At 43.3% G+C, this 14,740-nt stretch carries 13 protein-coding genes; 1 reads left to right on the top strand and 12 read right to left on the bottom strand.

Translation table 11 applies throughout. The features are described 5' to 3' along the window. The first annotated feature begins 11 nt into the window (after positions 1–11). Positions 12–542: a hypothetical protein gene (locus tag G633_RS0114100; RefSeq protein ID WP_022768983.1), complete on the top strand. Its 531-nt coding sequence runs from the start codon at positions 12–14 to the stop codon at positions 540–542. A gap of 168 nt (positions 543–710) precedes the next feature. Here the strand turns inward: G633_RS0114100 and G633_RS0114095 are convergent, their stop codons facing one another. The 12 genes from G633_RS0114095 to G633_RS0114040 form a co-directional block, all read right to left on the bottom strand. Then, positions 711–2,573, bottom strand: a complete 1,863-nt coding sequence (locus tag G633_RS0114095; RefSeq protein ID WP_022768982.1) for a peptide ABC transporter substrate-binding protein — start codon at positions 2,571–2,573, stop codon at positions 711–713. 99 nt (positions 2,574–2,672) lie between these two features. Beyond that, positions 2,673–3,680, bottom strand: coding sequence for an ABC transporter ATP-binding protein (locus G633_RS0114090; protein WP_022768981.1), 1,008 nt, complete (start codon positions 3,678–3,680; stop codon positions 2,673–2,675). Further along, a complete protein-coding gene (locus G633_RS0114085) occupies positions 3,677–4,666 on the bottom strand; it encodes an ABC transporter ATP-binding protein (RefSeq protein ID WP_022768979.1) in 990 nt (329 codons plus the stop codon). Before G633_RS0114085 ends, G633_RS0114090 begins: the two co-directional genes overlap by 4 nt. Positions 4,667–4,682: 16 nt before the next feature. Next, the gene (locus G633_RS0114080; RefSeq protein WP_026520318.1) at positions 4,683–5,741 is read right to left on the bottom strand and encodes an ABC transporter permease; all 1,059 of its coding nucleotides are present in this window, start codon (positions 5,739–5,741) and stop codon (positions 4,683–4,685) included. Positions 5,742–5,755: 14 nt separating this feature from the next. After that, positions 5,756–6,685: an ABC transporter permease gene (locus G633_RS0114075; protein WP_022768976.1), complete on the bottom strand. Its 930-nt coding sequence runs from the start codon at positions 6,683–6,685 to the stop codon at positions 5,756–5,758. Positions 6,686–7,019: 334 nt separating this feature from the next. Next, positions 7,020–7,790 carry a flagellin gene (locus tag G633_RS0114070; RefSeq protein ID WP_026520317.1) on the bottom strand — a complete coding sequence of 257 codons (771 nt, stop codon included), beginning with the start codon at positions 7,788–7,790 and terminating at the stop codon, positions 7,020–7,022. Positions 7,791–8,158: 368 nt separating this feature from the next. After that, complete coding sequence (locus G633_RS0114065; RefSeq protein WP_196804272.1) at positions 8,159–10,795, bottom strand: YfhO family protein; 2,637 nt, start codon at positions 10,793–10,795, stop codon at positions 8,159–8,161. Positions 10,796–10,892: 97 nt separating this feature from the next. Further along, complete coding sequence (locus tag G633_RS0114060; protein ID WP_022768972.1) at positions 10,893–11,303, bottom strand: hypothetical protein; 411 nt, start codon at positions 11,301–11,303, stop codon at positions 10,893–10,895. A 101-nt stretch (positions 11,304–11,404) separates the two neighbouring features. Continuing rightward, positions 11,405–12,157, bottom strand: a complete 753-nt coding sequence (locus G633_RS0114055) for an ABC transporter ATP-binding protein (protein ID WP_026520315.1) — start codon at positions 12,155–12,157, stop codon at positions 11,405–11,407. Between the two features lie 5 nt (positions 12,158–12,162). After that, positions 12,163–12,969 (bottom strand): ABC transporter ATP-binding protein, encoded by an 807-nt coding sequence (locus G633_RS18580; RefSeq protein WP_051200233.1) that lies wholly within the window; start codon positions 12,967–12,969, stop codon positions 12,163–12,165. After that, on the bottom strand, positions 12,960–13,784 hold the full coding sequence (locus G633_RS0114045) for an ABC transporter permease (RefSeq protein WP_022768971.1): 825 nt from the start codon (positions 13,782–13,784) through the stop codon (positions 12,960–12,962). Before G633_RS0114045 ends, G633_RS18580 begins: the two co-directional genes overlap by 10 nt. Beyond that, positions 13,777–14,724: an ABC transporter permease gene (locus G633_RS0114040; protein WP_022768969.1), complete on the bottom strand. Its 948-nt coding sequence runs from the start codon at positions 14,722–14,724 to the stop codon at positions 13,777–13,779. Before G633_RS0114040 ends, G633_RS0114045 begins: the two co-directional genes overlap by 8 nt. Between the last annotated feature and the right edge of the window lie 16 nt (positions 14,725–14,740).

Here is a 14,740-nt window from a genome sequence, read left to right as displayed (position 1 = left end):
GAGCAGAGACTATGAAATCAGACGTAATCGCTATTGATAACAAGGGTACCGGATTTAAAGAGGCAGTTGAAGCAACCAAGAAGCTTGCTGAATTCAATGGCCTTAATGCTACAGATTCACTTCATCTTCAGCTCTTTACAGAAGAAATGCTCAGCATGGTAAGGATCGTAACAGGTGAAGTTAAAGCTTCCTTCTGGGTTGATCAGGAAGATAAGACCTATGATCTCAATCTTACAACTGAGACCGTTATGGACAAGGATAAGAGAGCTACTCTCATCTCCGCATCCAGCTCAAGAAAGAACGAAGCTGCAGGAAGTTTCCTCGGAATGCTCAGAGATGCTTTTGAGCAGGCTATGACAGCTGATTCAGATAAAGTTTACTACGAGCTTCCCGATGACATCGCATCAGATGTAGTTGGTCACTTCGTAGATGATCCTGAGTATGATCAGTATGAAGCATCTGTTCTTAAAAAGCTTGCAGACGATGTTAAGATTGCCATCCGTGGTGGCAAGGTACACATGACTGTAAGAAAGGCTTTCTAAGACCGGAAACCTTTAAATAAACAAACTAATAAAAGAGCCGATACCAAATGGTATCGGCTCTCTTTTATTTCACAGTTTGTTTTCACAAGGTAGTTCTGCTCTCGCACTGCGTGCTCGCCAGAACAAAGTAGTACACTAGGCTCGAAAGGACCTCGCCAAGTGATTACTTTAGCCTGTGATTGTGCAGTACATGAAGTACTTGTATCCAAGAGGACTTGAGAAGAATCCCTTTACGTTGCTGCTGATCATGTAAAGATCTGTGTAGTAGTAGATAGGGCAGATGCAGCCTGTTGACATAAGAAGATCCTCTGCTCTGTGCATAAGCTCATAACGAGTCTTAACATCTGTGCAGGTCTTGATGTCGCTGATAAGTACATCATATGTCTCTGACCATGTGCCGTTCTCAACCTTTGTCTCATAACCAAGATCTGTGATGTCAAGTGAGTAAGCCTGAACCTTAGCGTTGTCGCCCTTACCGAACTGAACATCGTTGTTACCTGACTGTGTTGTCCACATATCAAGGAATGAAATAGGATCGTTGTAGTCACCGAGCCAACCGTTACGTGCGATTGAGTAGTTACCTGCCTTACGTGTATCAAGGAATGTAGCCCACTCCTGGTTCTCAAGGTTCATTGTGATGCCGATACCAGCAAATGTAGCCTGTATAGCTTCAGCAATTGCCTTATGTCCCTCTGATGTGTTGTAGAGGTATGTAAGTGTAGGGAAGTCTGTGAACTGCTGTGTAGCCTCATCAAATGTGTAGTACTTCTTGAGAGTCTCAAGAGCAGCACCCCAGTTAGCTTCGTAAGCATCCTCAGATACATCATAGTATCCGTTGAAGCTGTTTCCGCCGGCGTTCTCATAGAACTGTGATCCGTCAGCATCTGTAAGACCCATAGCTACGAATGAAGAAGCAGGAACCTGTCCACCCTGTGCTACGTCGTTTACGATGTAGTTTCTGTCGATGAGAAGTGCAAGTGCGTTACGAACTTCGTTCTCAGCAGCTGCCTTGTCAGCACCTGTAAGTGTGTTTGAAGCAGGAAGAATGTTCTCGTTGATGTTCCAGCATACATAGTATGTTCCAAGCTGACCAGCTGTTACGAACTCATCAGGATATGTCTCCTTAAGAGTAGCGATCTCGTTTGTAGGAACGTCATCGATCATCTGCCAGTCACCATTCTCGAAGTTAGCGAGCTGGTTGTTAGCATCATCTGAAAGGTAGAAGTTGATCTCTTCCATTGTGATCTTATCAGCATCATAGAAGTTATCGTTCTTTGTGATTGTGATAAGTGAGTTGTGATCCCAGCTTGTCATTGTGTATGCACCGTTACATACATAAGTTGAAGGATCTGTAGCCCATGCCTCGTTAGCAACTACATCTTCACGAACAGGCATGTATGTAGGGAATGCAAGAAGCTCATCCCAGTAAGCAACTGTGTTTGCAAGAGTAACCTCAAGAGTCTTGTCATCAATTGCGTTTACATTGAGCTTACCATCATCATATCCGTCTACTACCTCGAACATGTAGCCATAGTCAGCTGCTGTCTCAGGAGCGATTGCTCTGTTCCATGCAAATACGAAGTCACCTGCTGTTACAGGCTGTCCGTCTGACCATGTAAGACCATCTCTAAGTGTGTAAGTGTAAGTTACTGTTCCGTCGTCGTTTGTTACACCTTCAACGAGTTCCTCAGCACAGTCAGGCTGAAGCTCAAGATTTCCGCTTGCATCAAGGCCCCATTTAGCAAGACCTGAGAAGAGGTGGTTGATAAGTGTAGCACCGTCTACTGCAGAGTTAAGTGCAGGATCAAGTGATGCAGGCTCTGAAGCAAGACATACATTGATCTTCTGCTCTCCAACAGGCTCAGCTGCAGGAGCTTCTGCCTGAGTGTCAGCTGCTGTATCAGCAGGTGCAGCTGCCTCCTGAGTATCTGTTGAAGCAGGTGTCTCAGCAGGAGTAGCGCTGTTGCCGCAAGCAGCAAGGCTCAGTACCATGCAAGATGCAAGTACTAAAGAAACTAACTTCTTTTTCATAATTTTCCTCCTTATTATGAATGAGTTTTTATAAAAAATACGGCATTCACCATATTCTTTACCATTTTACCATATATTGTGCACTTCTTAAAATAAAATTTAATTTAGCACAATCTTGTTCTGGATCTTTGATACGTCTTCAATATGATGACAAGCAACAAAGTGTCCGCTGCTAACCTCTTTAAACTCAGGCATTGAAGCAGCACAAGCCTCATCAGCATAAGGACATCTGGTTCTGAAAGGACATCCTGAAGGAGCATTAAGAGGACTTGGTATATCACCTGAGAGGACAATACGCTTGTTAGCTCTAGCGATCTTAGGATCCGGAATAGGTACTGATGATATAAGTGACTTACTGTAAGGATGCATAGGATTGTCATAGATTTCATTTGCATCAGCAAGCTCAACCATCTTACCAAGGTACATAACAGCAATTCTGTCACTGATATGTCTTACAACCAGAAGGTCATGGGCGATAAACAGATATGTAAGCCCAAGCTTATCCTGGAGTTCGTCAAACATATTGATAACCTGAGCCTGAATTGAAACGTCAAGCGCAGATACAGGCTCGTCACAGACGATAAATTCAGGGTTAACTGCAAGTGCTCTTGCGATACCGATACGCTGTCTCTGTCCGCCGGAGAACTCGTGAGCATATCTTGATGCATGCTCTGAGTTAAGTCCTACGTAATTCATGAGCTCAAGGATTCTCTCTCTTCTCTCCTCTTTAGAGCTGCAGAGGTTATGCACATCCAGAGGCTCACCGATAATATCGGATACTGTCATTCTTGGGTTCAGTGATGAATAAGGATCCTGGAAAACCATGGTGGCTTTCTTTCTGAACTCATGAATGTCTTCTTTGGTCTTTATAAGCTTGCCATCGTACCAGATCTCTCCGTCAGTGGGCTTATAGAGGTTTAAGATGGTACGTCCTACTGTTGTCTTACCACAGCCTGACTCACCAACAAGTCCAAGTGTCTCACCTTTTTTGATGGTAAAAGACACATCGTCAACTGCCTTAAGTGGTTTGCTCTTAAAGAATCCTACGTTTACATTGAAGTATTCCTTAAGGTGCTTTATTTCAACAAGGTTCTTATTCTCGCTCATGCTTTTTCACCGCCTTCCATCTGCTTTTTAACATTCATCCAGCAGCCTGCCGCATGATCGTCATTAATCTGCATACGCTCTGCTCTCTCGCGAAGGCAGATCTTCATGGCATTATCGCATCTTGGTGCAAAAGGACATCCCTTAGGCATATTCAGAAGGTCGATAGGAGTTCCTGTGATAGGCTCAAGCTTCTCACCGTCATTGCCCTCTGTAGGGATAGAACGAAGAAGTCCCTTTGTATACTCGTGACAAGGATTGTAGAAAATCTCATCAGCTGTTCCCTGCTCGCAGATTGAGCCTGCGTACATAACGATAACCTCATCACACATCTGAGCTACAACACCAAGGTCGTGAGTGATCATGATGATAGCCATTCCAAGCTCTTCCTGAAGTGACTTCATAAGATCAAGGATCTGTGCCTGAATAGTAACATCAAGAGCTGTTGTAGGCTCATCCGCAATAAGGATATCAGGTTCGCAGGCAAGAGCCATAGCGATCATAACACGCTGTCTCATACCGCCTGAGAACTCATGTGGGTACTGATTCATTCTCTTTTCAGGCTCATTTACGTTAACGAGCCTTAGCATCTCAATAGCTCTTTCACGAGCCTGTTCTTTATTTCTGTCTGTATGGAGCAGAATAGCCTCCATTAGCTGATGACCGATTGTATAAGTAGGATTGAGTGATGTCATGGGATCCTGGAAAATGATTGAAACCTTATTTCCACGAACTGTCTTCATGACTTTCTCGCCGGCACCGACAAGCTCCTGTCCGTCGAGCTTGATCGATCCGGATACGATCTTACCGGTTCCAGCCAGGATCTGCATGATTGAATATGCAGTAACCGACTTACCACTTCCTGACTCTCCTACGATTCCCAGGACCTTACCTCTGTCCAGGTTAAAAGATATACCATTAACTGCCTTTACCTCACCTGCATCAGTAAAGAATGAGGTATGCAGATCTCTTACTTCTAATAATCTCATTATTCTTGCCTCCAAATTAAGTATCCAGCTTAGGATCAAATGCGTCGCGAAGTCCATCACCAAAGAGGTTCAGTGAAAGAACTATCAGCGAAATAACAATTGCGGGAATTATCAGTCTGTATGGATAAGATGAAATTCCGTTCAGCGCATCAGAAGCAAGTGAGCCAAGTGATGGCATAGGCGCATTAACACCAAGTCCGAGGAATGAAAGGTAACTCTCGGTGAAGATAGCGCTTGGGATCTGAAGTGCAGTTGAAATAATGATTACTGAGAAGCAGTTAGGGATGAGGTGCTTTAAGATGATCCATTTACCCTTAGCACCTGCAGCCTCGGCAGCAAGTACATATTCCTGCTCACGCAGTGATAATATCTGTCCTCTTATAAGTCTAGCCATTGATACCCAGTACAGTACACCAAAGACTATGAACAAACTTATAATGTTCGAACCGATCTTGGCCAGGACCGTTCCGTCCAGAGCTCCTTCCATTACTACCTTAAGTACCGATGATAAAAGGATAACCATCAGCATATCGGGCAGCGAATAGATTATATCGACTATTCGCATTATGACAAGGTCCACGGCTCCTCCGGCATAACCGGCCACAGAACCGATGGTCATACCGATAATAAGTACGATAAGGCTGGCAAAGAAACCAACTGCCAGTGAAATACGTGTTCCGTATACAACACGGATGAAGTAGTCACGTCCCTGAGAGTCTGTACCGAAGATGTGAGGTACAACAGACTCACCGGCTTCTATTCTCTTAAGCTCTGACTTACCATACTCGAAAGGTCTAAGATCCTTGAAGCTGTTATCAACAGGCTTACCGGGTGTCATACCAAGCATGCTGTCATAGGAATAGGGCCAGAACATTGGGATAAAGATGGCTGCAAGAGCTATTATTATAATAATAAAGAAGCAAACCGTCGCTACCTTATTCTTACGGAGTCTCTTTACAGAGTCCTTAAAGAATGTAGATGAAGGACGCATCTGCACCATATATTCTTTTTCTTCGTCGGTCGCAGGAATGAAATCATCCATATTGACCTGTGCACTTAACTTACTGATATCCATTATATTAACTCTCCTTACTCAAGTGTGATTCTCGGATCAACAACCTTGTACATGATGTCGCCCACAAGGTTCATGATAACGATTAGTGTTGCAAGCACGATGGTTGTACCCATGATAAGCGGATAGTCACGGCCTGTGATACTGTTTACGAAGGCCCTACCTATTCCGGGAACAGCAAAGATCTGCTCAACGACCAGGGAACCTGTAACGATACCTGCAAGCATTGGTCCGAAATATGTAATAACCGGAATCAGTGAATTCTTAAGTGCATGTCCAAAGATGATCTTCATACCGGACACACCCTTTGCCTTGGCGGTTCTGATATAATCCTGACCCAGAACCTCAAGCATTGAGGATCTTGTAAGCCTTGTGATATAAGCCATTGGGTAAAGGGAAAGCGTAAGAACGGGAAGTACAAGTCCGTTCTTGGATGCTCCGTTTGCCGGGAACCACTTAAGATTTATTGCAAAAGCAATCAGTAAAAGAGATCCCATGATAAATGAAGGCATAGATACGAATGCAGTTGTAATGATCATGATGATCCTGTCGATCAGCTTGTTTCTGCGAAGCGCTGCGACTGATCCAAGGACTACTCCGCTGGCAAGCGCAATCAAAGCAGCAATGAGACCCAGCTTAGCAGAAGTCTTCATTCCATCAAATATGATGTCGTTAACGCTTCTACCCTTCTGCTTAAGTGATGGTCCAAAATCGAATTTGGTTACTACATCAGAAAGATATGTAAGGTACTGAACTCCAAGGGGCTTATCCAGTCCGTACTTGGCTTCCATAGCCTTCATGACCGATTCACTTACGGCCTTCTCACCGATGAATGGACCACCGGGAACTGCATGCATTACAAAGAAGGTAACAGTGATAACTACCCAAACTGTAACTATTGCAAGCAGGATTCTCTTTACAATGTACATTAGTGTCTTAGTATTCATAGCATCTCCAACCTGTTAATAATAGTATTGCCGGCACATAGAATTTTTATCCCCACAAAGCGTTGCAACTTCAACGTGCTAAATCGCTAAATTATGACAAAATAAATGCAATCACATACTTGCCCGTACGTCATTGCACTGAAGATAAATCTCCTATTTAACACGCTTCTAAAACAAAACGTGCAAGCCTTGTTTAGTGTAGAATTTATATTACTTTATGTCAAGTATTTGACCTTAAAATCGCTACAACTGATTAATATATATCAAGAAAACCGCCCCAAAAGACACTTGTCTTTGTGGGGCGGACATTTTCATCAAATAATCTTTATCAGGATTACGCGAAGATGTTCATGGCTTTCTGCTCATCATCTCTCATCTTCTGCGCCAGAAGTGTATTCTGATAGGTATCCATGAGCTCTTTTTGCTTAGCTTCTATAACAGCTCTCATGGAATTGTCTTCTTCCTTGTCCATCTGATATCCGTTGAGCTCCATAGCTGCGTGAGAATTGTAGGTAAGAGCATGTTCTACTCCGTTAGTCTGAGCTCCGGCATTTGATCTGTTCCTGGTAACAGCCTCAAGTGCTTTGTCTATCTTGCTCATATCAAAGCCGTCCTTGGTAACATCGTAGTCATCGATGCCAAGAGCCTTGGTAGTGCTGTTGTAAGTAGAAACATTTACCAGTGAGCCGTTTGAATCGGTTGCTACCTTAAGATCTCCTGCGTTTCCGCTGAGCAGATTCTTCTCATTGTATTTTGCCTGATTGACCGTGTCATTTATGCCCTGCAGATACTGCTTTACCTGAGACTGAATTGACTCCTTATCATCATCAGATAAAGTACCGTTCATTGCTTTAACTGAAAGTTCCTTAATATTCTGAAGATAATCGGTAATACCTTCCATGGCTCCGTCTTCAATGTTGAGGACAGATCTTGCAGATTCGAGATTTTCTCTGCCTACTTCAAGTCCTCTTACCTGAGTATCTGTCTTTTCCTGCATAGCAAGTTCAGATGCTCCCTGAGAAGCCTTTGAAATCTGGCCACCGTTTGAAATGACGGAATACGCTGAGTAGTTACTGTAACCTGAAATTGCTGATATGCTACTCATAGTGCCTCCTTCTTGTGAAACAAAAATAAACTACTCCCATCTACCATAATACTATTTCACAGTCCATAAAAATGGAATACCAAAAATGGCTTGTTTTAGGGCAAAATGAAACATTATTACGCCATTTGCGATCATAAATTGAAAAGAAAATACGTTTATTTTTGTTTTAATTTTACGTTATATTTCTTTTAGAGTTCTGACATAATTTGGCAAAATTTACCCGTTATTATAATCTCATCAGAAGGAAACAACTTCTGAACCCCCAACAATACTTTTTTTCATACACGGGTTGTCTGGTTCCCCACTAGACAACCCCTCCTCCCAAAAAAATACCACCTGCATCGGCAGGTGGTTTTCTTATGTGATTTTCACTTTGCTTTCTTTCTCTCTGATATTTCCACATATATAAGTAGAAACACCCCAATTATGCTAAGCACCACCCCAAACCATAGTCCTGATGATACGTATTTCATCCTGATAGTAACGTCACCTTCACCAAATGAATCATCAACAGGAATATAGGTGAGAGAATCATACACAGCAAGAGCCTGTGTTTTTTTACCATTTGCTGTAATCTTCCAGTTACTCTCGTAGGGCACTGTGAGAAAAAGGCCATCAGCTCCATCAGGAACTGTAATAGTCATCTCATTCTTAAAGGGTTTTATCTTAACATCGCACCCTCTTACCGAAAGCTCATTGTATGCAGCTTTTAGCGCAGCTGTATCTTCTGTGACAAATATAGCACTTCCAAAGTTTTTATCTTCTTTCTCAGCCTGGACAGTCAGCTTGATCTCCTCGCCGGTCTTGTGGTAACCCAGGTTTAATATCTTTACACAGGAGGCATTTCCATAAGTGGTCAAAAACTCATCATTAACAAAAACAGAAAGGCCCTCGCGCGCACCTATAAGCTCATCCAGATAAAAATAGAGTTCTCCGTCCTTAGCAGCTCTGACATTAAAATCAAAGCTTCGTTTTCCTCCAGCGATATACATATCGCTCTTCTTAACTACTGCCGGTGTAAAAATAGATATCTCTTTTCCCAAAAGTCTTGAGTATATATCCTCCTGAAGCTTAAACGGATCCTTCTTGGGAACATGTACCATGGAAGCCTCGGGATCATTGTTATCAGGATCGCAGATGTCTGAGATATCAAATCCATTCGTGGATACAGCCGCAGAAAGAGCAAATGGATTCCTGTAGGCCTTCTCCTTGTCATCCACGGTAAGCTCGTAATCAGGATGGGCCGGATAAGAGCCATCTGTAAATACATACTTGATACCAAGAAGTGAATCCATTGTCTTGGTGTTGTCATGGCCGTAATGAGTGTACAGCCCGTCATCGTTAAATCCAAGTCTTTGAAGGAAATATCTCACATATACAAGTCCCGCGGAGCTGTACTGGGTAACACCGTAGTAATTGTACTGAAATGCATCGTTTTGCTCTCTGGGATTAAGATTTTCCATTCTGTAAAGAATGTTGTCATCTTCGAGGTTCTTAACGGCTTCCACAGCATCCTGTGTCCTTGATATAACTTCTTTATATTCCGCCGCAGTATCACATTTAAGGGACTGCAAGTTATAAGTATGTACCGCATTTGCCGAAAGGTCTGCTATGTTTATTAGAAGAAGCGATAAAGCAAGCAATTGTACCAATACTTCTTTTCTTTTCAAATATGCAAAAGTCAGAGACATCAAAACTATTGTATAAACAGCTGTAATTCCAAGGTTTACATGCCACGTAAGGTCTGTAATATGGTCGTAGTTTTCTTTTCTTAAAAGCACAAGGAATACAAGCAAAACAGCGCCTGCTGCAAGCACCTTGACCGGCGAAAGCTCTTTTCCCAAGAAAGAAAATGCCCTGCAGCTGCAGATGATCATTATAAAAACACAGATAAAAGCCTGTCTGTAGGGATGACCTGATGGCTCCATTCCTGCATGCCATATTACGTTCAGGATATCTATGCCGAAAGATGCAGCAAAGACAATAAAGAGCGCCAAAAAGCCCATTTTTTCCCTCATGGGGATCTCTTTACAGGCAAAATACAAAAGTATAAGGAAAACCGCCAGCACTCCGCAGAAAAGCTGAGGATATCCGAATCTGGCTTCGAGGTAATCATAGGATAAAGTGGGAAGCTTTGAAAAAACATCCAAAAGACTTAACCTTTTGCCGGTGAGTTTCATTCCCAGGAGCGTCACATCCTTGGGGCTGTCCATGAGCTCCAGAAAAGTCGGAACCATGATGACAGCTGAGCACAGAGCTGATATCACTGCAGAATAAATAAGCCTTCCTATCTGAACAAATGGGTGTTTTTCTTTTCTTACCACCAGATCGGCTATGGTCCAGAATACGGTAAAGAAAAGCACCTGATAGGTGATGTAATAGTTGAGAAGCAGCATGAAGAAAAGCGTAACTATGTATGGAAGCTTTCGGCCTTCCCTAAAGAGCCTCTCCAGACTCCAGATATAAAGTGGCAGAAGCATTACTACATCTATCCACATCATGTTCATGCTGTGAGCGAAAAGAAATCCCGAAAAAGCCCAGGAAACAGCTCCGCAGTATACTGCTATGTTACCTGTGTCAGTTGGCAAAATACCTGTAACCTCATCGATAAATCTCTGAAGGAATAGATCCATTATAAAAGCGGCCAGGATGAGCTTTAGCCCGATGACTACTGTAATCCCCAGCGGTATTACGCTTCTGTCAAAAAGGGACAGAATAAGAAGAAACGGGCTCGATAGATAATACGCAAAAAAGCCCAGTGTTCCAGAGCCCAGTGCTGCGTTAAACGAATAAAAAACACTGTTCTCTCCCGCATACACTGTCCGCAGATAGGCATAGTAATCCACATACTGGCGTTTGAGATCAAACATAAGGAATGTCTTTTCCCCAAAGGGAGTTATCGAACAAACCACCAAAACCCCCAGGTACATCGCCAAAATACAGGCAGCTGAGATAACAGCGTGGTAGATATTTAATTTATGCTTTTTAATCTTTTCCCCTAACATACCAAATTTCATTTTACCACTAATAACTTTTTATAGATGTATTATTTCTCAAAAAAATCCCCGCCACTAATGTGACGGGGAATAATCTGACTAATTATCAAAGCTTTATTACGATACCATCTTCTGTTCCGGCTATGATGTTGCTCGGCTTGCCTGTGAGGTCCTTGCCTCCTACAAAGTACTGGTACTCGTGAAGGATGCGGTCCTTCTGCATTCCTGAGATTGCATTCTTCATATCTCTTGATGCAAGTCCCATATCGCCATATATATCAAGTGAAGAGCTGTCATACTGTCCAAAGGAGATTGCTACGTTCTCAATAGAAGCGTTTTCTCTGGCGGGAACCTCGACAGTGAGGTCAAGTCCCTTTTTCTCCTGTTCCTTCTCCTGCTGAGCCTGTTTGGACTGTGGCTGGAGTTCAGGCTGTGGTGCTACCTGGGGATTATCTTTGACAGAGGGAATATTATATGCATTATAGCCGGATGTAAATGAACCAATATTTAATGCCATAGTATACGCCTCCTTTCAACCTTTTTAAAAAACAGCCATGTCTTATCAATGAATATATCGGACATGTTCCCCAAAAACTTAACCTATTTTAACATAAAAATTTAGGCAATCCCAGCAGCTTTTAAAAGCTGTTTCGTATAATCGGCCTGTGGACTGCGATAGAGCTGCTTTGTTTCGCCATATTCCACCACTCTGCCGTCCTTCATGATCATTACGTGGTCGCTGATCTTATAGACGACTCGCAGGTCATGAGATATGAAGATAATGGATATTCCGTGCTTTTTATGAAGATTCTCCAATAGCTCAAGTATCTGTGCCTGAATAGTAACATCAAGAGCTGAAACCGGCTCATCTGCGATAAGGAGCTTGGGAGATCTCATAAGCGCCATACCTATGCATACTCTCTGCCTCTGACCACCTGAGAGCTGAGCAGGAAATCTGTCCAGCATACTAAGTGGAAGCTCGATATCCTCCATTACTTCCTTAACTCTTGCTGCAATCTCTTCCTTGGTCCACTGTCTGGACTTATCAACTCTTAAGGGTTCCTCCAAAAGCCAGCCGATCCTCTTGGCCGGATTAAGGGAACTGTAAGGATCCTGGAATACCATCTGAGGACTATTATACTTCTGCCAGATTTCTCCGGTATAGTCCTTGTTGATGCCGACAATGGCCCTTGCAAGAGTTGATTTACCGCTTCCGGACTCACCTGCTATGGCAAGAACCTCTCCCTCCTGCATGGATACGCTGACATCGTGGAGAGCCTGTATTTTTTTGTTTTTGGAAAAGAGCTTTCGCTTCCTGTTCTTGTAAAAGACATTCAGGTTACTTACTCTTAAAACCTCGTCTCTATCCATTTAAATTACCTGTCTGTGTTTAGATCGATCTTTGGTATTGCTGCAATAAGCTTCTTGGTATAGGAATCTCTTGGTCTTGTAAAGACATCTACTGTCTTGCCGGACTCAACGATATTTCCCTTCTGCATTACTATTACTCTCTGACAAATCTGATTAACAAGGCTGAGGTCATGGGATATAAAGACAATTGAAGTTCCCATTTCCTTGTTGAGCTTTTTAAGGAGTTCCACAATCTGCGCCTGTACCGTAACATCAAGGGCTGTGGTCGGCTCATCCGCTATAAGGATCTTGGGATTGCCGATCATGGCTGCAGCTATCATGACCCTCTGTCTCATTCCGCCCGAAAGCTCATGTGGGTACATATAGTAAACATCCTCGGCATTATCAAGACCTACTGCTCTTAACATCTCAATTGCCCTGTTTTTTCTCTCTTCCTTTGAAACCTCGGGATGGTGGATATAAAGAGGTTCCTCCACCTGCCAGCCTATCCTCTTAACAGGGTTTAAGCTGGTCATGGGCTCCTGGAAAATGATGGATATCTCATCCCCCTGGTAGGAACGGAGCGTCTTTCTGTCACAGGTCAAAAGGTCATTGCCGTCAAACATGATCCTTCCGCTCTTTGTAAGGCTCTTTCTGTTAAGAAGTCCTGCAATAGCCAGAGCACTCATGCTCTTACCGCTTCCGGACTCGCCTACTATTCCCACAATCTCGCCCTTTCCGAGCATAAGGTCAAAGTCCTCAACAGCCACTTCCGGGGATTCATGGTCATGAAATTCTATATGAAGATCGGTTACATCAAGTATTATTTCCATCTGCTGATTCCCTCTCCTAGAAACGCAAATCCCAGAACCATAAGAACAATCACAATACCGGGACACAGAACGTAGCTGGGTGTAGTGAACATGTACTGCTGAGCATCTGAGAGCATCTTACCAAGACTTGCATATGGAGGCTGGGAACCGACTCCCAGATAGCTAAGTCCTGCCTCAGCCAGCACTGCATTATTAAAGCCTATCATTATTGAAGAAGCCATAACGCCCTTTATATTGGGCAGAATATGGACAAATATCATTCTGAGATTGGAGACGCCCTGCAGTCTTGCATTCTCAACATAATCCATGTTTCTGCAGCGAAGGACCTCTCCTCTGACAATTCTGGCGTAACTGGGCACAAAGGCTATTCCCAGCGATATAAGAAGCTGCAGCCATCCGGTTCCAAAAACGCTGACAATCACCAGTGCCAAAAGAATGCTTGGAAAGGCAAAAAGAGCGTCGATGATCCTCATGGTAACCTCATCAAACATTCCTCCGAAATACCCGGTAAGAGCGCCTATAATGGTGCCTACAACAGAGCCAATAGCCACTGTTCCTATCGCTATAAGAAGTGTGATTCTGCTTCCGTACATGACACGGCTAAGGACATCCCTGCCCATATTATCCGTACCCATAGGGTGCCTGAGTGAAATACCCTGGAGCTTTTCTGCGGAATTCATGGTGGTCGGATTATAAGGAGTCCAGAACACACCAAGAAGTATCACAAGAACAATGATTCCGGTGATAACTGTTCCCAAAAGCAGGTACGGATTATTTTTGAAATTTTTCTTTAGCTCTTTCTTTGCCTTACTCATCCTCAAGACCTATCCTTGGATCAACAATGCGGTAGATAACATCCACCAGGAAGTTGACCAAAAGTACAATAATGGCAATACCCATGATGATTGCCTCTACAACCGGGTAATCCCTGTTGCTGATACTTGTAAGCAGTATCCTGCTGATGCCCGGGATACTGAAAACCTGCTCTATTACAATACTTCCTGCAACCATGTCAGCCAGCGCCATGCCAAGGAACGTAATAACCGGTATCATGGCATTTTTAAGGACATGTCTGTATAAAACACCGTTGGTTGCATTTCCTCTGCTGTAAGCAGTTCTGGCGTAGTCCTTGCCTGCCTCATCGATAAGGCTGCCCCTTAGCATCTTGACCGTCATGGATATCTTGGGAAGCGCTATGGCAAGAGACGGAAAAAAGAGATATTGCAGGAATTTACCGAAATTAGCTGTATATGAAACGAAACCTCCGGGGGTAAAGAGTCTGAATATCATACCAAAGATAAAGGTTATGAGTATTCCTGAAAAGAACGGCGGAATAGCCATGATGACCTGGTTTATAACAATGATGATCCTGTCAAGGACACCATTTTCATGCTTCGCCGTAAATATCCCCAGTGGAATTGATATCAAAATCGTTAACAAGAATGCAATTATCGCCATGGTAAGGGTAATCGGGATCTTACTGATGATCATGCCCTTAACCGGCACCTTGTAGTTATAGGAGGTACCAAAATCCCCCTGAATAAAAGAAACAAACCATCTACCGTATCTTACAAGCAGCGGATCGTTTAGTCCCATCTGCTGTCTTGTCTGTTCAACAAGCTCGGGAGATGCCTCCGTGCCCAGCATCCTCAGGGCCGGATCTCCCGGAATAACATTAAAGGCGAGGAAAACACATATAGATACCACCAATAAAGTAACTATCATCATTCCTAGCTTTTTAATGATGTATTTCATATGCGTTCCTCGCCTA

It is taken from the genome of Butyrivibrio sp. FCS006 (genome assembly GCF_000424525.1).
In the GTDB taxonomy this organism is placed as follows: domain Bacteria; phylum Bacillota; class Clostridia; order Lachnospirales; family Lachnospiraceae; genus Butyrivibrio.
The sequence above is the reverse complement of the archived record's forward strand: the minus strand, read 5'-3'. Positions and strand labels throughout refer to the sequence as shown.